This is a genomic window from Microbacterium sp. NPDC056736 (genome assembly GCF_042790415.1).
GTDB lineage: Bacteria > Actinomycetota > Actinomycetes > Actinomycetales > Microbacteriaceae > Microbacterium.
The window spans coordinates 112,656-135,542 of sequence record NZ_JBHTZE010000002.1 but is presented as its reverse complement, the minus strand read 5'-3'; the positions used below and the strand labels follow the sequence as shown (position 1 = coordinate 135,542).

General features: G+C 70.3%; 24 protein-coding genes. 3 read left to right on the top strand and 21 right to left on the bottom strand.

Translation table 11 applies throughout. The features are described 5' to 3' along the window. Nucleotides 1–138 precede the first annotated feature (138 nt). On the top strand, nt 139–558 hold the full coding sequence (locus ACFRAL_RS05125) for a rhodanese-like domain-containing protein (RefSeq protein ID WP_378880521.1): 420 nt from the start codon (nt 139–141) through the stop codon (nt 556–558). A gap of 29 nt (nt 559–587) precedes the next feature. Here the strand turns inward: ACFRAL_RS05125 and ACFRAL_RS05120 are convergent, their stop codons facing one another. The 6 genes from ACFRAL_RS05120 to ACFRAL_RS05095 all read right to left on the bottom strand — a co-directional run bounded on the left by ACFRAL_RS05120 (nt 588) and on the right by ACFRAL_RS05095 (nt 6,641). Further along, entirely contained in the window at nt 588–1,325 is a 738-nt protein-coding gene (locus ACFRAL_RS05120) for a PP2C family protein-serine/threonine phosphatase (RefSeq protein WP_378880518.1), read from the bottom strand. 118 nt (nt 1,326–1,443) lie between these two features. After that, a complete protein-coding gene (locus tag ACFRAL_RS05115) occupies nt 1,444–1,908 on the bottom strand; it encodes a cytochrome c oxidase subunit 4 (protein ID WP_336397810.1) in 465 nt (154 codons plus the stop codon). After that, a complete protein-coding gene (gene ctaD, locus ACFRAL_RS05110; protein WP_336397809.1) occupies nt 1,909–3,672 on the bottom strand; it encodes a cytochrome c oxidase subunit I in 1,764 nt (587 codons plus the stop codon). A 2-nt stretch (nt 3,673–3,674) separates the two neighbouring features. Then, on the bottom strand, nt 3,675–4,571 hold the full coding sequence (gene coxB, locus ACFRAL_RS05105) for a cytochrome c oxidase subunit II (protein WP_336397808.1): 897 nt from the start codon (nt 4,569–4,571) through the stop codon (nt 3,675–3,677). Between the two features lie 187 nt (nt 4,572–4,758). Continuing rightward, on the bottom strand, nt 4,759–5,124 hold the full coding sequence (erpA, locus tag ACFRAL_RS05100) for an iron-sulfur cluster insertion protein ErpA (RefSeq protein WP_336397807.1): 366 nt from the start codon (nt 5,122–5,124) through the stop codon (nt 4,759–4,761). A 113-nt stretch (nt 5,125–5,237) separates the two neighbouring features. Beyond that, complete coding sequence (locus ACFRAL_RS05095) at nt 5,238–6,641, bottom strand: dipeptidase (protein ID WP_378880513.1); 1,404 nt, start codon at nt 6,639–6,641, stop codon at nt 5,238–5,240. Nucleotides 6,642–6,687: 46 nt separating this feature from the next. Here ACFRAL_RS05095 and ACFRAL_RS05090 point away from each other — a divergent pair, with 46 nt between their 5' ends. Continuing rightward, nucleotides 6,688–7,269 carry a DUF3043 domain-containing protein gene (locus tag ACFRAL_RS05090; protein ID WP_378880511.1) on the top strand — a complete coding sequence of 194 codons (582 nt, stop codon included), beginning with the start codon at nt 6,688–6,690 and terminating at the stop codon, nt 7,267–7,269. 36 nt (nt 7,270–7,305) lie between these two features. Here the strand turns inward: ACFRAL_RS05090 and ACFRAL_RS05085 are convergent, their stop codons facing one another. The 7 genes from ACFRAL_RS05085 to ACFRAL_RS05055 all read right to left on the bottom strand — a co-directional run bounded on the left by ACFRAL_RS05085 (nt 7,306) and on the right by ACFRAL_RS05055 (nt 16,141). Next, nucleotides 7,306–8,331, bottom strand: a complete 1,026-nt coding sequence (locus ACFRAL_RS05085; protein ID WP_378880509.1) for a quinone-dependent dihydroorotate dehydrogenase — start codon at nt 8,329–8,331, stop codon at nt 7,306–7,308. Between the two features lie 40 nt (nt 8,332–8,371). After that, entirely contained in the window at nt 8,372–8,857 is a 486-nt protein-coding gene (gene nrdR, locus ACFRAL_RS05080; protein WP_336397803.1) for a transcriptional regulator NrdR, read from the bottom strand. Nucleotides 8,858–8,869: 12 nt separating this feature from the next. After that, nucleotides 8,870–10,207, bottom strand: a complete 1,338-nt coding sequence (gene hisD / locus ACFRAL_RS05075) for a histidinol dehydrogenase (protein ID WP_378880506.1) — start codon at nt 10,205–10,207, stop codon at nt 8,870–8,872. A 46-nt stretch (nt 10,208–10,253) separates the two neighbouring features. Continuing rightward, nucleotides 10,254–11,357, bottom strand: a complete 1,104-nt coding sequence (locus ACFRAL_RS05070) for a hypothetical protein (RefSeq protein WP_378880503.1) — start codon at nt 11,355–11,357, stop codon at nt 10,254–10,256. 126 nt (nt 11,358–11,483) lie between these two features. Continuing rightward, a complete protein-coding gene (gene dnaE, locus ACFRAL_RS05065) occupies nt 11,484–14,954 on the bottom strand; it encodes a DNA polymerase III subunit alpha (RefSeq protein ID WP_378881281.1) in 3,471 nt (1,156 codons plus the stop codon). Between the two features lie 158 nt (nt 14,955–15,112). Further along, nucleotides 15,113–15,562: a DinB family protein gene (locus ACFRAL_RS05060; protein WP_378880500.1), complete on the bottom strand. Its 450-nt coding sequence runs from the start codon at nt 15,560–15,562 to the stop codon at nt 15,113–15,115. A 9-nt stretch (nt 15,563–15,571) separates the two neighbouring features. Then, on the bottom strand, nt 15,572–16,141 hold the full coding sequence (locus ACFRAL_RS05055; protein WP_378880497.1) for a GNAT family N-acetyltransferase: 570 nt from the start codon (nt 16,139–16,141) through the stop codon (nt 15,572–15,574). Between the two features lie 48 nt (nt 16,142–16,189). Here ACFRAL_RS05055 and ACFRAL_RS05050 point away from each other — a divergent pair, with 48 nt between their 5' ends. Then, entirely contained in the window at nt 16,190–16,666 is a 477-nt protein-coding gene (locus tag ACFRAL_RS05050; RefSeq protein ID WP_378880494.1) for an NUDIX domain-containing protein, read from the top strand. A gap of 96 nt (nt 16,667–16,762) precedes the next feature. Here the strand turns inward: ACFRAL_RS05050 and ACFRAL_RS05045 are convergent, their stop codons facing one another. The 8 genes from ACFRAL_RS05045 to ACFRAL_RS05010 all read right to left on the bottom strand — a co-directional run bounded on the left by ACFRAL_RS05045 (nt 16,763) and on the right by ACFRAL_RS05010 (nt 22,884). Beyond that, nucleotides 16,763–17,683 (bottom strand): RluA family pseudouridine synthase, encoded by a 921-nt coding sequence (locus ACFRAL_RS05045; protein WP_336397796.1) that lies wholly within the window; start codon nt 17,681–17,683, stop codon nt 16,763–16,765. Nucleotide 17,684: 1 nt separating this feature from the next. Then, nucleotides 17,685–18,284, bottom strand: a complete 600-nt coding sequence (gene lspA / locus ACFRAL_RS05040; RefSeq protein WP_336397795.1) for a signal peptidase II — start codon at nt 18,282–18,284, stop codon at nt 17,685–17,687. A gap of 9 nt (nt 18,285–18,293) precedes the next feature. After that, a complete protein-coding gene (locus tag ACFRAL_RS05035) occupies nt 18,294–18,872 on the bottom strand; it encodes a DivIVA domain-containing protein (protein WP_336397794.1) in 579 nt (192 codons plus the stop codon). Between the two features lie 141 nt (nt 18,873–19,013). Beyond that, entirely contained in the window at nt 19,014–19,313 is a 300-nt protein-coding gene (locus ACFRAL_RS05030; RefSeq protein WP_378880489.1) for a YggT family protein, read from the bottom strand. Nucleotides 19,314–19,322: 9 nt separating this feature from the next. Beyond that, nucleotides 19,323–19,787, bottom strand: coding sequence for a cell division protein SepF (locus tag ACFRAL_RS05025; protein WP_336398050.1), 465 nt, complete (start codon nt 19,785–19,787; stop codon nt 19,323–19,325). A gap of 32 nt (nt 19,788–19,819) precedes the next feature. After that, nucleotides 19,820–20,506, bottom strand: coding sequence for a YggS family pyridoxal phosphate-dependent enzyme (locus ACFRAL_RS05020; RefSeq protein WP_378881279.1), 687 nt, complete (start codon nt 20,504–20,506; stop codon nt 19,820–19,822). A 35-nt stretch (nt 20,507–20,541) separates the two neighbouring features. Then, the gene (gene ftsZ, locus ACFRAL_RS05015) at nt 20,542–21,696 is read right to left on the bottom strand and encodes a cell division protein FtsZ (RefSeq protein WP_336397791.1); all 1,155 of its coding nucleotides are present in this window, start codon (nt 21,694–21,696) and stop codon (nt 20,542–20,544) included. Between the two features lie 171 nt (nt 21,697–21,867). Next, the gene (locus ACFRAL_RS05010; RefSeq protein WP_378880486.1) at nt 21,868–22,884 is read right to left on the bottom strand and encodes an FtsQ-type POTRA domain-containing protein; all 1,017 of its coding nucleotides are present in this window, start codon (nt 22,882–22,884) and stop codon (nt 21,868–21,870) included. Nucleotides 22,885–22,887: the final 3 nt, after the last annotated feature.

Here is a 22,887-nt window from a genome sequence, read left to right as displayed (position 1 = left end):
CCAGATCGTGCCGGGGCATCCGTCATGTCGGCCTGATAGGTGCGCGACGACGCCACCTCGTCTCGAACGGCAGGAATCGCACGGCCGGTGTCCGACGTCCGGACGGCCGCCGCGGCGTGCCTGCCTTAGCGTGGAAGCATGATCGACGCGCTCTCGTACTTCTCCGCCAAGCTCGCCCTCGAGACCGATGCCTCCGACGTGTACGCCGCCCAGAAGGCCGGCGAGCAGTTCGTGCTCGTCGATGTGCGGGGCGACGAGGCGTGGGCGCAGGGACGCGTTCCCGGGGCCGTCCACATGCCGTACCGCGAGATCGCCGAGCGTGCTCCGCAGGAGATCGACCGGTCGACACCGGTCGTCGTGTACTGCTGGAGCCCCGGCTGCAACGCCGGAGCGAAGGGCGCGGTGGAGTTCGCGAAGCTCGGGTACAGCGTCAGGGAGATGATCGGCGGCTACGAGTACTGGGTCCGCGAAGGACAGCCCGTCGAGAACGACGAAGGCCCGCTCCCCCGCGTCTTCGACGCGCAGGTCATGGTCGTGCGCGCGCCCGTGGCCGGCTGAGCGTACCGCTCCCCGGGTAGCGGCTCGTCCTACAGCCCTTCCATGAAGCGCACGGCGGCGGACCCGTAGAACGCCGTGCCCGCCGTCTCGCCGGCATCGGCCCCGGAGTCCGGGAGCACGTCGCACACGACGACCGTCACGTTGTCGTGCGTTCCGGCGGTCAGCGCCAGCTCCACGCACGCACGTGCGGCCACGGCGGGATCGGCGTGCCAGGCGAGCATCGCGTGGATCTCGGCCTCGGGAACGTAGTCGGTGAGCCCGTCGCTGCACAGCATCCACCTGTCGCCGATGCGCGCCTCGTGCACGTCGACACTGGCCGCGTCGCGCTCCCTGCCGCCCAGCGACGCCGTGATGATGTTCCGGTGCGGATGCGCCAGCGCGTCCTCCGCCGACACCAGGCCCTGCTCCAGCAGCGCCTGGACGAGCGAGTCGTCGCGGCTCTGCTGCACGAGCGCGGCGTCCCGAAGCCGGTACGCACGGGAGTCGCCCGTGTGCGCCAGGAGGAGATCCCCGGCACTCGACACGAACAGTCCGGTGAATGTGGTGGCCATGCCGCTGAGGGTCACGTCCCGCTCCACGTGCGCACGCAGGTCCCAGTTCGCCGCCCGGACGCTCGTCGCCAGCGCCTCCGGCTCCACAGCGCCGACGCGTCCGGCGGCCAGCCGGTGGACGAATGCGGCCGAGGCGAGGTCGCCTGCGGGGCCGCCTCCGACGCCGTCCGCCACGGCAGCGCCCCAGGGGGCCGTGAACGCCGCATCCTGGTTCACCGCCCGGTGCGGGCCGATGTCGGAGGATGCGGCCGCATGCAGCCGTACGCGGGGTCCCGTCGGTGACGGGACCCCGCGTACGTCGCGCGAGAAGTCGCTCAGTTCGGCTGATCCCGGATCAGCGGGCGAAGTAGCCGCGGTAGTACTCGTAGACCCAGCCGACGATCGCGACGACGAAGACCGCGATGCCGATCGGCATGAGCCAGGCGCCTACCGCGAGGCCGATCATGGCGAGAGCCGCCGAGAACGCCAGGACGATCGGCCACCACGACCACGGGCTGAACTCGCCGAGCTCGGGGTCGCCGTCGTCGATGTCCGCCGTGAGCAAGTCCTCGGGCAGCTCACCGCCCTGCGCCTTGTGCACCTTGCCCACGTAGAACGCGATGAGCGCGGCCATGAAGGCGGTGAACAGCAGGGCGATGCTGCCGACCCACTCGATCGAGAGGGTGACCGTCTCCCACATCTGCTGGCCGCCGGTGGCGTTGGTGTCCCAGTGCGACAGCAGGTTCCACGCGGTGTACACCACCGCGACGACGAGGAAGAAGGCGGACAGCAGCCACCAGAGTCCGGCGTTGGTACGCACTTACTTCACCTCTCCCTCGGCGAGGTCGACAGTCGGGGCTTCGGGAGCGTCCTTGGCCGGCCCCACGCCCACGGGGATGCCCGCCTCGGGGTGGTTCAGGTCGAACGCGGGACGCTCGCTGCGGATGCGCGGGATCGACGTGAAGTTGTGGCGCGGCGGCGGGCAGGAGGTCGCCCACTCGAGCGATGCCCCGTAGCCCCACGGGTCGTTCACGGTGACCTTCGGCGCCTTGCGGGCGGTGATCCACACGTTGAACAGGAACGGGATCATCGAGGCGCCGAGGAGGATGGCGCCGACCGTCGAGACCTGGTTCTGCCACGTCCAGCCGTCCGCCTCCGAGTAGTCGGCGTAGCGGCGGACCATGCCGTCCACGCCCAGCCAGTGCTGGATGAGGAAGGTCATGTGGAACCCGATGAAGAGCATCCAGAAGTGGACGTACCCCAGACGCTCGTTCAGCATCTTGCCCGTCCACTTGGGCCACCAGAAGTAGAAGCCGGCGAACATCGCGAACACGACGGTGCCGAACACGACGTAGTGGAAGTGCGCGACCACGAAGTACGAGTCGGACAGGTGGAAGTCCAGCGGCGGCGACGCCAGGATGACGCCGGTGAGACCGCCGAACACGAACGACACCAGGAAGCCGAGCGCGAACACCATCGGCGTCTCGAACGTCACCGAGCCTCGCCACATCGTGCCGATCCAGTTGAAGATCTTCACGCCCGTGGGCACCGCGATGAGCATCGTCATGAGGGCGAAGAACGGCAGCAGCACTCCACCGGTGACGTACATGTGGTGCGCCCACACGGCGACCGACAGCGCCGCGATGGCGATCGTCGCGTAGACGAGCGTCTTGTAGCCGAAGATCGGCTTGCGGCTGAAGACCGGGAAGATCTCCGACACGATGCCGAAGAACGGCAGCGCGATGATGTACACCTCGGGGTGGCCGAAGAACCAGAACAGGTGCTGCCACAGCAGCACGCCGCCGTTCTGCGGGTCGTAGATGTGGGCGCCGAGCACGCGGTCGGCGGCGGCGGCCAGGATCGCCGCGGCGAGCACGGGGAACGCCATCAGGATCAGGATGCTGGTGACCAGCGTGTTCCACGAGAAGATCGGCATCCGCCACATGGTCATGCCGGGCGCGCGCATCGTGATGATCGTCGTGATGAAGTTCACGGCACCGAGGATCGTGCCGAAGCCGCTCATGCCGAGCCCGAGCATCCAGAGGTTGCCGCCGGCGCCGGGCGAGAACGAGGCGTTCGCGAGCGGCTGATAGGCGAACCAGCCGAACGACGCGGCGCCCTGCGGGGTGAGGAAGCCGGCGACCGCGATGGTCGAGCCGAACAGGAACAGCCAGAATGCGAACGCGTTCAGGCGCGGGAAGGCGACGTCGGGGGCGCCGATCTGCAGCGGCAGGATCGCGTTGGCGAAGCCCGCGAACAGCGGCGTCGCGAACATCAGCAGCATGATCGTGCCATGCATGGTGAACAGCTGGTTGTACTGCTCCTTGGTCGGGATGATCTGCATCCCCGGCTCGAACAGCTCGGCGCGGATGATCAGCGCCATCACCCCGCCGAGGAGGAAGAACAGGACCGACGAGATGAGGTAGAGGTAGCCGATCGTCTTGTGGTCGGTGGAGGTGATCCACTTGACGATGATGTTGCCCTTGTCCTCGACGCGCGTGGCGCTGAGCAGCGCAGCCTGACGCGGCGGCAGCGTGGTCGGGCGACCCTGCGTCGGTTCCTGAAGCGGAAGCGTCGTCGCCATGATCAGTTGTCTCCCTCTTCCTCGGACGCCTCGCCCGATCCCGTGCCCGGGAGGTTCTGGAGGCGGTCGTAGGCGTCGTTGATGTCGCCGGTCTGGCCGGCGTCGCGGAGCGTCGCGAGGTACTCGTCGTACTCGGCCTCGCTCACGACCTCCACGTTGAACAGCATCATGGAGTGGTACTCGCCGCAGAGCTCGGCGCACTTGCCGGCGTAGCTGCCCTCGCGGGTGGGCGTGAAGGACCAGTAGTTGTCCTTCCCGATGTACATGTCCTTCTTGTACAGGAAGTCGATGATCCAGAAGGAGTGGATGACGTCGCGCGACTGGAGCTTGATCTTCACCGTCTGGTCGACGGGGAGGACCAGTGTCGGCAGGTCGCTGACGACGTCACCGCGCTCGTCGGTCTCGGCCTGGACGCCCATGGTCCACACCGTGTCGTCCTCGGACTCGCCCTCGTACTGGAAGTCCCACGACCACTGCTTGCCGATCGCCGTGATCTCGACGTCCGGGTCGTCGTACTGCGTCTCGAGGATCGTCTGGTCGCGCGCGGTGAACGCGAAGAACCCGATCACGAGGATGAGCGGCACCACCGTGTAGAAGATCTCGATGGGCATGTTGTAGCGCAGCTGGACCGGAAGTCCCATCTGGCCCTTGCGACGCCGGTACGCGATCGCCGCCCAGCCCATGAGACCCCACGTGATGACGCCCACGACGAGCAGCACGATCCACGAGTTGACCCAGAGCCCGCTCACCATGTCGGTGCGGTTCGTGGCCGCCTGGCCGTCTTCGGTGAACCCGGGCAGGAAGCCGTTGAGCTCGGTCGGGGTGCATCCGGCGAGGACTGCAGCCGCCGCGATCCCGAGCGGGAGAACGGCCCAGCGGATACGGCGTTTCGAAGGCACGTTGCACCTTTCCGATCACGAACAGGACTCCTGCAAGTCTAGGGCAAGCGCCCAGGCCATTCAGGCCATTCACTCAGGCTGAATCGGCGTGCGAAGACGAAAAAGGCGGGCCCGGGCGCCATAAAAAGGCGCACCGGACCCGCCGCGAAGTGCTCGGATCCTCAGCCGACCGTCGGTCGGCGCTGACTCAGTGGAAGCTGTCGCCGCACGCGCACGAGCCGGCGGCGTTCGGGTTGTCGATCGTGAAGCCCTGCTCCGAGATCGTGTCCTTGAAGTCGATGGTGGCGCCGTCGAGGTACGGGACGCTCATGTCGTCGATGATGACCTCGACGCCGTCGAAGTCCACCGTCTTGTCGCCGTCGAGATAGCGCTCGTCGAAGTAGAGCTGGTAGATCAAGCCGCTGCATCCGCCCGGCTGGACGGCGACGCGCAGACGCAGGTCGTCGCGTCCTTCCTGCTCGAGCAGGCTCTTCACCTTTCCGGCGGCGGCATCGGTCAGCAGCACACCGTGGTCGCGGGCGGTCTGCTCGGTCGTCAGTGCGGTGTCGGTCATGGCACTCCTCCGGACGGGCCGCCGAGGCGATCGGCGGCGGGATGCCTCGATTGTACGCGCGCCCGCCGGGAGGAGGCTCCGCGACTGCGGTTTCCGGTGCGGCGGCCCACGGCCTACCCCTCGTGCGGGGTCCGGCCGTCGAGCTTCTCCAGCAGGAGCGCCTCCGCGAGCACCGCGTTGCGGAACGTGTCCAGGTGCAGGGACTCGTTGGGGCTGTGCGCCTTCGAGTGCGGGTCCTCCACGCCGGTGACGAGGATCTGCGCACCAGGGAACTCGCGCACGAGGTCGGCGATGAACGGGATCGACCCGCCCACGCCGATGTCGACCGGCGCGACCCCGTAGCCCTCGTGGAGCGCCTCGCGTGCCGCCGCGACGGCCCAGCCGCTCGTGTCGACGAGGAAGGCGTCTCCGTAGTCCTGGTCGCTGAACTCCAGCTGCGCGCCGAACGGCGCGTGTGCGCGCAGGTGCGCCTCGATGGCGGCGTAGGCCTCGCGCGCCGGCTGCCCAGGGGCGATGCGAGCGCTGATGACCACCGAGACCTCGGGCGTGAGCGTGTTCGAGGCGTTCACGACGCTCGGCGCGTCGATGCCCGTCACCGTGATCGACGGCTTGTTCCAGATGCGGCCGAGGATCGTTCCGCGGCCGACGGGCGAGACGCCGTCGGGAAGGCCCGCCTCGTCGCGCAGGGTCTCCTCGCTGTACGGAGGGGTCTCGGCATCCCGCTCGGTCAGGCCCGCGACGGCGACCGCGCCGTCGGCGTCCCAGAGCGTCGCGAGGAGCTTCACCGTCGCCATCATGGCGTCGGGCACCGCTCCCCCGAACATCCCGGAGTGGGATGCATGCTCGAGCGTGCGCACGCGCAGCGTGAACCGGGTGTTGCCGCGCAGCGACACCGTGAGCGCCGGCGTCTTGTCGTCCCAGTTGCCGGAGTCCGCCACCACGATCACATCGGCGCTCAGGGCGGCGGCGTTGTCCGAGAGGAACTGGGCGAAGGAGCGGGATCCCGCCTCCTCCTCGCCCTCGAAGAAGAGTGCGACCCCGAGGTCGAAGTCCTCGCCCAGCGCCTCCTTGAGCGCGCGGAGCGCGGCGACGTGCGCCATGATGCCGGCCTTGTCGTCGGCGGCGCCGCGCCCGTAGAGACGGCCGCCGCGCACCGTGGGCTCGAACGGCGCCGACTCCCAGAGCGCCTCGTCGCCGACGGGCTGCACGTCGTGGTGCGCGTAGAGCAGGATCGTCGGGCGGCCGTTGCGGGCCGCGCGCGTCGCCAGCACGGCGGGGTTGCCCTGCTCCCCCGTCTCCGGGATGGTCGCGCGGCGGATCTCGACGGTCTCGAACAGCCCGGTCTCGCGAACGAGCTCGGCGACCGCCTCGGCGCTGCGCTGCACCGTTGCCGGGTCGAATCCGGGGAAGGCGATGGAGGGGATGCGCACGAGGGTGCCGAGATCGGCCAGGGCGGAGGGGATGCCGGAGGCCGCCGCGTCACGCACAGCATCCTGTCGGGAGAGCTCAGAGGTCATGCGGGTAATCTTAAGTGCACCCCTTCTCCGCACTCGAGGATGATCCGTGGCCAAGAACTCCGCCCCCGTTCCGAACGACGCTCCCAGCGAGGGAACCGTCCTGAACGGCACGCCCGCCGGCAAGGGCCGCGCCACGCCGTCCCGCGCCGAGCGGGAGGCCGCCCGCAAGCGGCCGCTCGTGCCCGACACGAAGGAGGCGAAGGCCCGCGCCCGCGCCGACCTCGCCGCCCAGCGCGAGAAGGCCCGTCTCGGCATGGCGGCCGGCGACCCCCGCTACCTCCCGGCGCGCGATCAGGGCGCCCAGCGCAAGTTCGCCCGCGACTGGGTGGACGCCGGATGGCACCTCGGTGAGGCCGTGATGCCGGCCATGGTGCTCGTCATCCTCGCCACGTTCCTGCCCATCGCCGCGCTGCAGTACTACGCGTTCGTCGGTCTGTGGATCTTCATCCTCTTCGTCATCGGCGACATGGTGATCACCTCGGTCTCGGTCAAGCGCGCCGTGAAGAAGAAGTTCGGCGCCGACAAGATGGAGAAGGGCCTCGGCTGGTACGCCGCGATGCGCACCGTCCAGATGCGCTTCCTCCGCCTGCCCAAGCCGCAGGTCAAGCGCGGCCAGAAGCCCGCCTGAGCGAGGCGCCTCCCCGGCCCAGCGCGCTCAGCGCGCTCAGCGTCGCCCGACGAGCCCGCGGTTGATCTGACGCGCCCAGAGCGGGCCGCGGTAGAGGAACGCCGTGTAGCCCTGCACGAGCGTGGCACCGGCATCCAACCGTTCCTGCACGTCGGCGGCCGTCTCGACGCCGCCGACCGAGATGACGCAGAAGTCCGCGGGAACGCCCGCGCGCAGCAGCCTCAGCACCTCGAGCGAGCGCACCTTCAGCGGCGCACCCGACAGTCCCCCCTCACCCGCCGCGACGACGGTCCCGGGGTCTGTGATCAGCCCGTCGCGCGAGACCGTCGTGTTGGTGGCGATGATGCCGGCGAGGCCCGCGTCCACGGCGAGCCCGGCGATCGCGACGATCTCGTCATCGGGCAGATCGGGGGCGATCTTCACCAGCAGCGGGGTCGCGCCGGCCGCCTCGCGGACCGCCTCCAGGAGCGGACGCAGCGTCTCGACGGCCTGCAGGCCGCGCAGGCCGGGCGTGTTCGGGGACGAGACGTTCACGACGAGGTAGTCCGCGAGCGGAGCCAGGAGCGTCGCGCTGCGCACGTAGTCGGCGGTCGCGTCGGCCACCTCGACCACGCGGCTCTTGCCGATGTTGACCCCGATCACGCCACGGCGCCTGCGTGCACGCAGCTTGCGCAGGCGGTCCGCGGCCGCCTCCGCCCCGTGGTTGTTGAACCCCATGCGGTTCACGACGGCGCGGTCGGGGATGAGCCGGAAGAGCCGGGGTCGCGGGTTGCCCTCCTGCGGGATGGCCGTGACGGTGCCCACCTCCACGTGCCCGAATCCCAGCGCGAAGAGCCCCGAGGCGCCCTTCACGTCCTTGTCGAATCCGGCGGCGACGCCGAACGGCGAGTCGAACCGGAGGCCCAGCGCGGTGGTGGCCAGCTCAGGCGCGGGGCGCGTCACCGCACGGGCGGCCCATGAGAACGGCGGCACGCCGAGCACCCGGATGACCCGCATCGCGGCGTGGTGGGCGGATTCGGGATCCATGCGCGACAGCACGGTGCGGAAGAGGAGGGGATACATCCCCCCTAGATTATCGGCTCGGCACTCCGGGCCTCGGCCGTCAGTCCCCGGCGACGCCCTCGGCGCGCGCGGGAGCGCGTCCGTGGTCGACGCGGAGCTGCTCGATCGCCGACTCGAAGTCCTCCAGCGAGTCGAACGCCTGGTAGACGCTCGCGAAGCGCAGGTAGGCCACCTCGTCGAGGTCGCGCAGCGGACCCAGGATGGCCAGCCCGATCTCGTTCGCATCCAGCTGCGACGCTCCGGTCTGGCGGATGCTCTCCTCGACGGTCTGCGCGAGCACCGCGAGGTCGGCCTCTGTCACCGGGCGGCCTTGGCAGGCCTTGCGTACCCCCGACATGACCTTCTCGCGGCTGAACGGCTCGATCACGCCGGAGCGCTTGATGACGTTCAGGCTCGCCGTCTCGACGGTGGTGAACCGGCCCCCGCACTGCGGGCATTGACGACGGCGACGGATGCTGAGCCCGTCGTCGCTCGTGCGGGAGTCGATCACCCGCGAATCGGCGTGACGGCAGAAGGGGCAGTGCATGGTGCAGACAGCCTACGCCGGGTCCTCGACGACGGGCTCCTGGCCCTGCCGAGCGCCGAACCTCGCGGTGATCGCCTCGCCGTGCGCGGGGAGCGCCTCCGCCTCGGCGAGGGTGACGATCGCGTCGCGGACGGCCGCCAGCGCACCGCGGTCGTACTCGATCACCTGCTGCGGGCGCAGGAACGTGGCGGCGGAGAGCCCCGCCGAGTAACGCGCCTGCCCGCCGGTCGGCAGCACGTGGTTGCTCCCCGCCAGGTAGTCGCCGAGGCTCACCGGCGAGTCGGCGCCCACGAAGACGGCCCCGGCGTGCACGAAGTCCTGCGGGCGCGGGTCGGTCACGTGCAGCTCGAGGTGCTCGGGGGCGTACGCGTTGCTGAACGCGGTCGCGGCGGCGAGGTCGTCGACCAGGACGATCGCGGACTGCGGTCCACCGAGCGCGGCCGCCACACGCTCCGCGTGGCGGGTCGCCGCTGCGCGCGGCGCGATCGCGGCGACCACGTCCTGCGCGAGGCGCTCCGACGTGGTCACGAGCACGGCAGAGGCCTGCTCGTCGTGCTCGGCCTGGCTGATGAGGTCGACGGCGACGAGGTCGGCGTCGGCGCTGTCGTCCGCGACGATGAGGATCTCGGTGGCGCCGGCCTCGGCATCCGTCCCGACCAGGCCCGCCACGGCGCGCTTGGCGGCGGCGACGAAGTTGTTTCCGGGACCCGTGACGACGTCGACGGGCTCGAGGCGGAGCGCCGGCACGCCGTGCGCCAGCGCGCCGATCGCGCCGGCGCCTCCCATCGCATAGACCTCGGTGACGCCGAGGAGGCGCGCGGCCCCCAGGATCACCGGGTGCACACGGCCCCCGAATCCGCGCTGCGGCGGCGAGGCCAGGGCGATCTCGGCGACGCCGGCGACCTGCGCGGGGACGACGTTCATGACGACGCTCGACGGGTAGACCGCCTTGCCGCCCGGCACGTAGAGGCCGACGCGGCGGACCGGCTGCCACCGCTGCGTCACCCGGGCGCCCGGGCCGAGCTCGGTCACCGTGGGCGACGGCACCTGCGCGGCGGATGCCTCCCGCACGCGCTGGATGGCCTCCTCCAGTGCCGCACGGACGGCGGGATCGAGCGCCCCCAGCGCCTCGTCGAGGTGCTCCGCCGGCACCCGCAGGTCGTGGCCGGCCACACCGTCGAAGCGCTCGGCCTGCTCGCGGAGAGCTGCTTCGCCGCGCGCCGCGACGTCGTCGACGATGTGCGCCGCGGTGGCGAGCGCCTCCTCGCGGGCGGCGGCGGCGCGGGGAACGGTGGCGGGGAGTTCCGCGGGAGACAGCGTGCGTCCCCGCAGGTCGATCGTCCGGAGCATCCTTCTACGGTATCGCGCGGTCGCCGCGGGATCGGTCGTCGTGCCGTCAGCCCCGCGTGACGCCGGAGACGTCGTGCAGGTAGCCGATGCGGCCGTCCTCGTGGCGGACGACGAACGCGTCTCCGCGGTCCTCGATCACGAGGGCCCACGCGGTCGGGCCGATGCGGAACACCGGGATGCCGATCTCGTCGACGACGTCGCGCTCCTCGGGCACGAGCGCCCAGAAGGCCTGGCTCTGGGGCGTCGTCGCGGCCGCCGGCTCGACCGTGGAGCTCGGGTTCTCGACGTGCTCGAACGACTCGCGCGTCTGCACCGGCTCGGCCACGGTGGGCGCCGTGTCCGCGGCGGCGGCGTCGTCCGCGGCGACGGCATCCGTCTCGCGGTCGACCGGGATCACCGTGGTGGTGGCCTCGGCGCTCGAGGCACCGCGGGCGGCGGCCGCATCCTCGCGATCGGGCACGTACGCCGGAGCCGGCTCGTTCGCCGCCGGAGCCGCCTCGGACGCGGAGGGCGACGCCTCGGGCGGGTACGGCGCGGCGGCCGTCGCATCGTACGGCGCGGGCTCGGGCTGCTCGGGCGCTCGCTCGGGGCGCTCGACGGGCGGACGCGGGGTGACCGGACGGACCTGCCGCGCGTTGCGGTGCGCCGGAGCCTCGGGGCGCCCCTGGAAGTCCTGGGCGAACGGGGCGATGAACGGCGCGACGACGGTCAGCACCACACCGGCGAGCATGAGGAAGAACTCGACCCACACGACCCACGTCGCGATGAAGAAGCGCTCTTCGGCGAGGGAGACGAAGGAGTGCCACAGGATGTTCAGCCACGTCACGGCGGCGACCGAGAAGGCCACCGACGCGAACTGGTCGATGCCGAGCGAGCCGACGCGGCGGATGCCCTGCGGGGAGAGGCGGCGCAGCACGATGAGGAAGACCGCCACGGTGGGAAGGCCGATGGTCAGCACCCAGTCGATCCCGTGGGTCCACACCGACGGCCCCTCGCCGAGCTCGCCGATGATGGGGAAGAACGAGACGACGAACGCGACGAGCCAGGTGCCGACGAGTGCGACCTCCCGGATCGAGAACGGACCCACCCCGTACTGCGGCTCGTCGGCTGCCGTTCTGTCGACCTGCACGTTCTGATTCTCGTCCGTCACGATGTCTGTTCCTTCCGGCGGGCCCGCGAGGCCCGCGTCGAGCCGATTTTACTCAGCGCGCATGAGACCGCGATGAGACCACGCGATCCAATGCCACATCACGGACGCTCGAACGCGGGCGGGAGCTCAGCCCAGGCACTGCGGCCCCAGCAGGCCCTTGAGCTCGCCGTAGAGGTCCGGGGTGATCCGCACGGTGTGGGGCACCTCGAACACCTTCGCGACGCTGCCGCTGTGGAGCTTGAGCGATACCTCCGTATCGCCGCCGTGACGCTGCAGCGTCTGCAGCAGCTCGCCGATCACGTCCTCGCTCGCCCGTCTCTCGGGCATGACGAGCACGAGGGAGCCGGATTCGTCCAGCGACCCGAGGTCGGGGGTGAAGGCCGACTGCGCGTGCAGGTTCATGCCGTCGTCGCGGCGCGACACCCGTCCCCGCACGACCAGGATCGCATCGCCCTGCAGCATGTGCTGGAACTCGGTGTAGGTCTTGCCCATGAACATGACGGTGATCTCGCCGTCGAAGTCCTCGACGGTGATCATGCCGTACGGGTTGCCGCTCTGCTTGGCCACGCGATGCTGGACGCTCGTGACCAGGCCGGCGACCGTGACCTGGTCGCCGTCGCCGATGTCCTCGGAGGCGAGGAGGTCGTGGATGCTCGTGGAGGCGTGCTTCGCGAGGGGGATCTCGAGCCCGGCCAGCGGGTGGTCCGACACGTACAGGCCCAGCATCTCGCGCTCGAACGCCAGCTTGTCCTTCTTGGTCCACTCGGGACGCTCGGGGACCTTCGCCGCCTGCTGCGGCTCGTCCTCGCCCCACAGCGAGTCGAAGTCGAAGCCGACCTCGCCGTTGGCCTCGCGGCGCTTGTCGAGCACGGCCGCCTCGGTGGCGTCCTCGTGGATCTCCATGAGCGCGCGGCGGGTGGAACCGAGCGAATCGAACGCCCCCGCCTTGATGAGCGACTCCACCGTGCGCTTGTTGGCGACGGGGACGGGCACCTTGGCGAGGAAGTCGTGGAACGACGTGAACGGCGCATCGGCCCGCGCCTCGACGATCGCGTCGACGACGTTGGTGCCGACGTTGCGGACGGCGCCCAGCCCGAAGCGGATGTCTTCGCCGACGGCCGCGAAGTACCGGATCGACTCCCCGACGTCGGGCGGCAGCACCTTGATGCCCATGCGACGGCATTCGTTGAGGTACACGGCCATCTTGTCCTTCGAGTCGCCCACACTCGTCAGCAGCGCGGCCATGTACTCGGCCGGATAGTGCGCCTTCAGGTACGCGGTCCAGTACGACACCAGGCCGTAGGCGGCCGAGTGCGCCTTGTTGAAGGCGTAATCGGAGAACGGGAGCAGGATGTCCCACAGCGCCTTGATCGCGGCGTCGCCGAACCCGCGCTCCTTCATGCCGCCGGAGAAGCCCTCGTACTGCTTGTCGAGCTCGGACTTCTTCTTCTTGCCCATCGCGCGGCGGAGGATGTCGGCCTGTCCGAGGGAGAAGCCCGCCACCTTCTGGGCGATCGCCATGACCTGCTCCTGGTAGATGATCAGGCCGTAGCTGATGTCGAGGATCTCTCGCAGCGGCTCCTCGAGCTCGGGGTGGATGGGCGTCACCTCCTGCTGGCCGTTCTTGCGCAGGGCGTAGTTGATGTGCGAGTTCGCGCCCATGGGCCCGGGCCGGTACAGCGCGATGACGGCGGAGACGTCCTCGAAGTTGTCGGGCTTCATCAGGCGCAGCAGCGACCGCATCGGCCCGCCGTCGAGCTGGAACACCCCGAGGGTGTCACCCCGCGTGAGCAGGTCGTACGCGGCGCGATCGTCGAGGGCGAGATGCTCGAGGTCGAGCTCTTCGCCCCTGTTCATGCGGATGTTGTCGAGCGCGTCGGAGATGATCGTGAGGTTGCGCAGCCCCAGGAAGTCCATCTTGATCAGGCCCAGCGTCTCGCACGACGGATAGTCGAACTGCGTGACGATCTGGCCGTCCTGCTCGCGGCGCATGATGGGGATGATGTCCAGGAGCGGCTCGCTGGACATGATGACGCCCGCCGCGTGCACGCCCCACTGCCGCTTCAGCCCTTCCAGACCGAGCGCGCGATCGAAGACCGTCTTGGCCTCGGGGTCGGTGTCGATGAGGGCACGGAACTCGCTGGCCTCTTTGAACCGCGGATGCTGCGGGTCGAACATGCCGCTCAGCGGCATGTCCTTGCCCATGACGGCCGGGGGCATCGCCTTGGTGAGCCGCTCCCCCATGCTGAACGGGAAGCCGAGCACGCGGCCGGCGTCCTTCAGCGCCTGCTTGGACTTGATCGTCCCGTAGGTCACGATCTGCGCAACCCGCTCGGAGCCGTACTTCTCGGTGACGTAGTCGATCACCTCGCCACGGCGACGGTCGTCGAAGTCGACGTCGAAGTCGGGCATCGAGACGCGGTCGGGGTTGAGGAAGCGCTCGAAGATCAGTCCGTGCTCGAGCGGGTCGAGGTCGGTGATGCGCATCGCGTACGCGACCATCGACCCGGCTCCGGAACCGCGGCCCGGACCCACGCGGATGCCGTTGTCCTTGGCCCAGTTGATGAAGTCGGCGACGACGAGGAAGTAGCCGGGGAACCCCATCTGGAGGATGATTCCCGTCTCGTACTCGGCCTGCTTGCGCACCCGGTCGGGGATGCCCTGGGGGTACCGGTAGTGCAGCCCCGCCTCGACCTCTTTGACGAGCCAGCTGTCTTCGGTCTCGCCGTCGGGCACCGGGAAGCGGGGCATGTAGTTGGCCGACGTGTTGAACTCGACCTCGCACCGCTCGGCGATGAGCAGCGTGTTGTCGCAGGCCTCCGGGTGGTCGCGGAAGATCTGCCGCATCTCCTGCGCGGTCTTGACGTAGTAGCCGTCGCCGTCGAACTTGAAGCGGTTGGGGTCGTCGAGCGTGGAGCCGGACTGCACGCAGAGGAGGGCCGCGTGCGCGTCCGCCTCGTGCTGGTGCGTGTAGTGGGAGTCGTTGGTCGCGACCAGGGGGATGTCGAGGTCCTTGGCCAGCCGGAGCAGGTCGGTCATCACGCGACGCTCGATGGACAGCCCGTGGTCCATGATCTCGGCGAAGTAGTTCTCCTTGCCGAAGATGTCCTGGAACTCCGCGGCGGCCGCGCGGGCGGCGTCGTACTGGCCGAGCCGCAGCCGCGTCTGCACCTCGCCGGAGGGGCATCCCGTCGTGGCGATGAGCCCTTTGCCGTACGTCTCGAGCAGCTCCCGGTCCATGCGGGGCTTGAAGTAGTAGCCCTCCATGCTCGACAGCGAGCTCAGCCGGAAGAGGTTGTGCATGCCCTCAGTGCTCTGGCTCCACATCGTCATGTGGGTGTAGGCGCCTGAGCCCGAGACGTCGTCGCTCTTCTGCTCGGGTGTGCCCCACGCGACGCGCGACTTGTCGCTGCGGTGCGTGCCGGGCGTGACGTACGCCTCGAGCCCGATGATCGGCTTGACCCCGGCCGCCTTGGCCGCGTTGTAGAACTCGAACGCGGCGAACGTGTTGCCGTGGTCGGTCACGGCGATCGCGGGCATGCCGTAGTCGGCTGCCGCCTGCGTCATCGCGCCGATCTTGGCGGCTCCGTCGAGCATCGAGTACTCGCTGTGGACGTGCAGATGAACGAAGGAGTCGGATGCCACGCAACGAGTCTACGAACCGGCGCCGACATGGGCGGGCCGCTGTCGGCGGGTCCGCGAGCCGCCCGGCGGATACGCCTCACCCTCGAGTGGAGGGTGAGGGTCGCCCCGCGTCAGAACTCCTCGTCGAGGGCGTACTGCTGCTGCCACGTGTGCGGACGGTCGATGCCCAATCCGTACAGGTAGCGGATGAGCTGGCCCTGGTGCTGCGTCTCGTGCTCGAGGAGGGCGAGCACGTACCGCAGGGACTCCTCGTCGTCGGCGGCGAGGCCGGCGATCCACGCGTCGAGGTCGGCGGCAGTCTGGACGAACGCGGATCGCAGGGCCCCGGCATCCGTCGTCTGCTCCGCCGTGACGGGGCTCGTGAAGCCCTGCCACTGGCCCGCCTTCGCCGCGCGCGGGTAGCTCTCGCGCGCGCCGAGCACGCACCACAGCTGATGCCCGATCGTGTCGGACGGAAGGTCGGCCAGCCTCGAGCCGAGGCGGCTCTCGGGCACGGTGTCGAGGAAGTCGAGGTACAGGGTGTTCGAGCGCTCGAAGCGCCGGCGCAGCAGGTCGTTCACGCGTCCACGCTAGAGGTCGCGTCGCATCAGCACGCGCGGAAACCCCGAGAGCACCGACGCGGTGTCGGCCGCCTTGGCGAAGCCTGCCTTCTCGAACAGGCCGCGGGTTCCGACGTACGCCATGGTGAGGTCGACCTTCTCGCCGCCGTTGTCGACCGGGTACCCCTCGATCGCCGGGGCGCCCTGCGCACGGGCGAACTCCACCGCACCGTCGATGAGGGCGTGCATGACGCCCTTCTTGCGGTGCCCGGGGCGCACGCGGAAGCACCACAGCGACCACACGTCGAGGTCGTCGACGTGCGGGATCTTGCGGAAGGTGGCGAAGTGCGTCCGGCGGCGCGGTGCGACGGCCGCCCACCCGACCGGCTCGTCGCCGTCGTACGCGAGCACGCCGATGGGTCCTTCCTCCGCCATGAGCCGGCGCACGCGGTCTGCCCGCTCCGGGCCCTTGAGCGCGACGTTCTCCTTCGAGGGGATGCGGTAGCTCAGGCAGAAGCACACGCTCGACTGCGGGTTCTTGGGGCCCACCAGCGTCGCGACGTCTTCGAACACCGTCGCCGGCCGCACCTCGATCGCCATGCCCCCAGTCTGACCGGCGGCTCCGACATCCGCGCCTAGGGTGGGTGCGTGCCCACCCCCGACTTCGTCCTCGACCTCCGCCGCAAGATCGGCACCGACCCGCTGCCGCTGGTGGGCGTGACGGCGGTGGTGCTCCGCGACGACCGCGTGCTCCTCGGCCGCCGCAGCGACAACGGCCACCTCACGCCGGTCACGGGCATCGTCGACCCCGGCGAGGAGCCCGCCGACGCCGCCGTCCGCGAGACCCTCGAGGAGGCCGGCGTCCGCTGCCGCGTGGAGCGCCTCGCGTGGGTGCACCAGATCCCGCGGATCACCTACAGCAACGGCGACCAGAGCGACTACCTGGATCTGACCTTCCGCTGCCGCTGGGTGTCGGGCGACCCGTTCCCGGTCGACGGCGAGATGACCGAAGTCGGCTGGTACGACCTGGGCGCCCTGCCGGCGTTCGAGCAGGATGACATGCGGCGGCGCATCGAGTCTGCGCTGACCGACGACGACGTCGCCCGGTTCGAGGGCGGCCGCTGACACGGAATCGGAGGGTTCCGCCGACACGCCGGGCCGCGGCATCCGTTCGCCGCGTGTCGCACGAAATGTCCGATTCCGTGCTCGACGGCCCCGGGCTCAGTCGCCGCGCAGCACGTCCAGCGCGTGCGCCAGGTCGGCCGGGTACTCCGACGTGTAGGTGGCCCATTCGCCGGTCGCCGGGTGGACGAACGACAGCTCGCGCGCGTGCAGCCACTGGCGCGTGAGCCCCAGCCGGGCCGAGATCGTCGGGTCCGCCCCGTACAGCGGATCGCCGACGCACGGATGCCGGTGCGCGGCCATGTGCACGCGGATCTGGTGCGTCCGCCCCGTCTCGAGGTGGATCTCCAGAAGCGACGCCCCCGGGAACGCCTCGAGCGTCTCGTAGTGCGTGATGGAGTCCTTGCCGTCGGGTGTGACCGCGAACTTCCAGGAGTGGGACGGATGCCTCCCGATCGGCGCGTCGATCGTGCCGACGAGCGGGTCGGGGTGGCCCTGCACGACCGCGTGGTAGATCTTCTCGACCTCGCGCTCCTTGAACGCCCGCTTCAGCGCGACATACGCGCGCTCGGTCTTGGCCACGACCATCAGCCCGCTGGTGCCGACGTCGAGGCGGTGCACGACCCCCCGGCGCTCGGCCGCGCCCGTCGTGGCGATGCGGAAGCCGCCCGCGGCGAGGGCGCCGAGCACCGTCGGCCCCTCCCACCCGAGCGAGGGATGGGCCGCGACGCCGGCCGGCTTGTCGACCACCACGATGTCGTCGTCGTCGTGGGCGATGCCGAGGTCGGGGACCTCGACGGGCACCACCCGCGGCTCCTCCTTCGGCGCCCACGAGACGTCCAGCCAGGCGCCGCCGCGCAGCTTGTCGGACTTCGCGAGCGTGCGGCCGTCCATCGACACCCCGCCGGCCTCGGCGACGTCGGCCGCGAAGGTGCGCGAGAAGCCGAGCATCTTGGCCAGCGCGGCGTCGACGCGGGCGCCGTCGAGGCCGTCGGGCACGGGAAGGCTGCGCGACTCCACGTCAGTCCTCGGGAGAGCCGGATGCCGCGGCATCCGCCTGCTCGTCATCGGCCGCAGCGGCCCCGCGGCGAGGCTCGCGCGTGCCGTCGAGGTGCAGGCCCACCACCACGAGGATCGCGACGCCGATCATCATCGACACGATGAAGATGTCGGCGATGTTGTAGATCGCCGGCGACATCCCCGGGAAGAACCAGAGCCACGGCGTGTTGATGAAGTCGATGACATGCCCGACGGCGAAGCCCGGCTCACGCAGCAGACGGTCGGTCAGGTTGCCGAGGACGCCGCCGAGGAGGAGTCCCAGCGCGACCGCCCAGAGACGTGAGCGAACCCGCGTGGCCGCGAGCCAGCCGATCACGACGGCGACGGCGGCCAGGGCGATGGTGAAGATCCACGTGACCTCGGCGCCCAGCGAGAAGGCGGCGCCCGGGTTGCGCGTGAGGTAGAAGATCAGGAAGTCGCCGATGACGTGCACCGGCTCCTGGTACGGGAGGTTCTGCAGAGCGGATTGCTTCGCCAACTGGTCGGCGGCCAGCACCAGCACCGCGAGAGTCGCGATGATGGTGCCGGCCGCCGCCTGACGAAGGGGAGGTCGGCCCGTCAAGGACCGGGCCTAGAGACCGAGCGCCGAGACCGGCTGTGCGCCGGACGTCGTCGCCGTGGTCTCGAGGTCGCGCAGCTTGCCCTCGATGTAGCTGCGGAGCTGCGCGCGGTAGTCGCGCTCGAAGTTGCGCAGCTCGGAGATGCGGCCCTCGAGGTTGGTGCGCTCGCGCTCGAGACGGGCGACCTCCTCGCGACCGCGGGTCTCGGCCTCCGACACGATCGAGGCGGCCTGCGCCTTGGCGTCGGCGATGAGCTGGTCGCGCTGGGCGATGCCCTCGGCGACGTGCTCGTCGTGGAGACGCTGCGCGAGCTCGATGATGCCGGCGCTCGCGGCGGGGCCGCCGGCGGTGGCGGCGGCGGCAGGAGCGGCCTCGACGGGGGCAGGGGCCGGGGCGGCGGCCGGCGCGGGAGCGGAGCCCGACTCGTACGCCGCCAGCTTGGCCTTCAGCTCCTCGTTCTCAGCCAGAGCCTTACGCCACTCGACGACGATCTCGTCGAGGAAGTCATCGACCTCGTCCGGGTCGAAGCCCTCCTTGAAGCGGACGTGCTGGAACTGCTTGGTGACGACGTCATCGGGGGTCAATGCCATGGTGATTCCTCTTTCGAGCGCTCTGGTCGCTGGCCGATGTCGGGGCCGACCGCCGGTGGACGGCGGTGCGTATCAGGCAAGCATAGTCACCGGTCCGGAGAGTGTCGAAGGGCACCGGCGCGTCGGATGCCGCCCTTCGGCTCAGCCCGCGACGGTGCGCGTGACGCTGAGCAGGATGAACACGAGCAGCATCGTCAGCGCGAATCCGAAGTCGATCGCGATCGCGCCCACGCGGAGCGGCGGAATGAAGCGGCGGAACAGCTTGATCGGCGGATCGGTGACGGTGTAGACGATCTCGGCGGCCACCAGGCCGGCGCCGCGAGGGCGCCACTCCCGATTGAAGAACGGGATCCAGTCGAGGATCAGCCGGGAGAGCAACACGAAGACATAGAGCAGCAGCGCGAGGTTGAGGATCGCTGCGATGAGTTGGACGACTGCCACGTAGCCAGATTACGGCTGCGCGAAGGGAACCGACTCCGGATCCGCCTGTGCAACCGCCCCATCGCCCGACACGGCGACGTTCTCGGGCGACAGCAGGAAGACCTTGCTCGTGACGCGCTCGATGCGCCCGTAGAGCCCCAGCGAGAGTCCGCTGGCGAAGTCGATCAGGCGGCGCGCGTCGGCATCGCTCATCTGCGAGAGGTTGATGATCACCGGGATGCCGTCGCGGAAGTTCTCGGCGATGATCTGCGCATCGCGATACTGCTTCGGGTGCACGGTGAGGATCTCGTTGATCGTCGCGGGCGCCGGCTGCCGCACGACGGCAGGGCGGTGGATCGGCGTCACCGGGGCGGCCGGCTTCTCGACCGCCTTCTCGGACGTGCGAGCACGGGGCTGCGGGGCCGGCTCTTCGTAGACCTCTTCCTCGTCCGCGAGTCCGAGGTACACCATGGTCTTCTTGAGCGGGTTCGACATCTGATCCTCCGTAGTGCTCATCTGTTCCGAGGTTAACCGCGTTGTGGTCTGGGGCCCGTGATTGCCGAGCCGATGCGTAGGTGTGTCGCGCCGGCCGCGATGGCTTCGGCGAAGTCGGCGGTCATGCCGGCCGAGATCCAGCCGGCGTCGGGCACCACGGTGCGCAGCGTCTCGGCGAGGCCGCGCAGACGCTCGAACGCGGGCGCGGGCGGCTCGTCGAGGGGGGCGACGGCCATGATCCCGCGCACGCGCAGCGACGGGAGCCCGGCGGCATGTGCGGCCAGCGACTCCAGCTCCGCCGGGGCCACGCCGCCGCGGCCGGGATCGTCGGTCAGGTTGACCTGCAGGAGCACGTCCAGCGCCGGCTCCCCCGGCTCTGCGGCGGCGTGGAGCGCGTCGGCGAGGCGGGCACGGTCGACGGAGTGGACGACGGATGCCGCGGCCCGGATCGCCCGCGCCTTGTTGGTCTGCGCCTGCCCGATGAAGTGCCACCGCAGGCCGTCGAGGTCGCCGGCCTCGACGGCCTTGCGGCTGAGCTCCTGCTGGCGGTTCTCCCCCACGTCGCGGACGCCGAGCCGATGCAGCTCGGCGACCAGCGACGCCGGGTGGAACTTCGTGACGACGATGCGGGTCAGCGCCGCGGGATCGCGACCGGCCGCGCGCGCGGCATCCGCGATCCTGTCGTCGACCGCCGCGAGGCGCGCCCGGAGATCTCCCATCACCTTCTGAGCCTGTCCTGAGCGCGCCGCAGGGCTTACTTCAGGAAGTCGGGGATGTCGAGGTCGTCGTCGCCGAAGGCCGTGTCGTACGACGACTCGGTGACCGCGCCCACCGAGACGGGCACCGGCGCCTGCTCGGTCGTCTCGCGGTGGTCCTTCGCCGCCTCCTCGGCCGGGGTGACGGGGATCGCGGGCGTGGAGACCACGCGGGCGGCCGTGATCGGCTCGATGCGCGTCTGCGGCTCGCCGCCGTCGAATCCCGCGGCGATGACGGTGACGCGCACCTCGTCGCCGAGCGTGTCGTCGATGACCGTTCCGAAGATGATGTTGGCCTCGGGGTGCGCGGCCTCCTTCACCAGCTGGGCGGCGTCGTTGATCTCGAAGATGCCGAGGTTCGATCCGCCCTGGATCGACAGCAGCACGCCGTGCGCACCCTCGATCGACGCCTCGAGCAGCGGAGACTCCACGGCGAGCTCGGCGGCCTTGATGGCGCGATCCGCCCCCCGCGCCGAGCCGATGCCCATGAGGGCGGACCCCGCTCCCTGCATGACGGACTTGACGTCGGCGAAGTCGAGGTTGATCAGACCCGGCGTGGTGATGAGGTCGGTGATGCCCTGCACACCGGCGAGGAGCACCTGGTCGGCCGTGGCGAACGCCTCGATCATCGAGATGCCGCGGTCGCTGATCTCGAGCAGGCGGTCGTTCGGCACCACGATGAGGGTGTCGACCTCTTCCTTCAGGCGCGAGACGCCCGTCTCGGCCTGCTGCTGGCGGCGACGACCCTCGAACGAGAAGGGCTTCGTCACGACACCGATCGTGAGCGCTCCTATCGACTTCGCGATCTTCGCGACGACGGGGGCGCCGCCGGTGCCGGTTCCGCCGCCCTCGCCCGCGGTGACGAAGACCATGTCGGCGCCGCGCAGGGCCTCCTCGATCTCTTCGGCGTGGTCCTCCGCGGCCCGACGGCCCACCTCGGGGTCGGCGCCTGCGCCGAGCCCGCGCGTGAGCTCGCGCCCGACGTCGAGCTTGACGTCGGCGTCGCTCATCAGCAGCGCCTGGGCGTCGGTGTTGATGGCGATGAACTCGACGCCCCGCAGGCCGAGCTCGATCATGCGGTTGACCGCGTTGACACCACCGCCGCCGACGCCGACGACCTTGATCACGGCGAGGTAGTTCTGGTTCTGGCTCATGCCGGCCTCCGTAGCCCTGGACCTTCTAAACCTTCAACCTCTAGTAGAGGTATAAAGAATTGCCCGGTATGCAATTCCTCGACTCGAAAGTATGCGGACGCCGCCCCCGCGCCGGGAGCGGATCGGCGTGTCGCGGCATCCGGTGCCGAACTTTCGCGGAGACGTGCTCGATCAGCGGACGACGACGACGTCGGGCGACGACACGTCGTACGTGGAGACCTCCGCCGGGGGCCGGGCGGCCATCATCTTGGCGAGGTTCACGGCCTTCTCGGCCGAGTCCGCGGCGCTTCCCCACACGATCTGCGCGTTGGAGCCGCCGAGCGCGAGGGTCACGTCGTCCGGGGTGGTCGCCGAGACCTCGGTGACCTGGGCGCGGATGTCGGCGGGGAGCGAGCGCATCACCTGTCCGGCCGCGGCGAACGCGTCGGAGTCGACGCCGCCCTCGATCGACAGCAGCGGCGTCCCCGCCGCCGGCGTGGCGGTGGTCGACAGCGCGACTCCCGCGGCATCGACCAGCGTGTAGCCCGCGCGCGTCTCGATGAGCCCGATCGGCGTGCGCTCGACGATGCGCACGACGAGCTCGTGCGGCGGACGCGCCTCGAGGGCGTACGTCTCGATGAGGGGGAAGGCGACGAGCTCCGCCTTGACCTCGCTCTCGTCCACCAGCGGAAGCGGCGTGCCCAGCTGACCGGCCAGGGCCGTCTCGACCGCGGCGACGTCGAGCTGCTGCGCCCCGGTGACGGTGATCTCCTCGACGGCGAACAGCGGGCTGTAGGCGGCACCGAGGGTTCCGAGCGCGAGGACCAGCACGGATGCCGCGGCCCCGACCCACATCATGCGGCGACGTCGCTGGCGCGCGGTGAAGCGGCGGATCTCGGCGCGCAGCGCCCTGCGTCGCGCGTGCGCCGCCCTCCACACCTCGCGGAAGCCGACCTCGGCCGCCTCCGCCGGATCGGCGGCCTCGCCGCGGACGTCCGGGCTGGACCCGGGCGCGGCGGGCGTCGGTGCCGCGAGCGGGATGACGGGCGCCGGCGCGCCCTCGTCCACGCCGGTGCCGGCGTGATCCTCGGGGGCGGCTGCGGCCGGTGCCGCCTCGGCCCGCTCGCGCGACCGGCGCGCCGGCGCGGCCGGCTGCGCAGGGGTGCGCGAGGCGACCGGCGGCTGCGGCAACGGCGACGGACGGCGCATCGG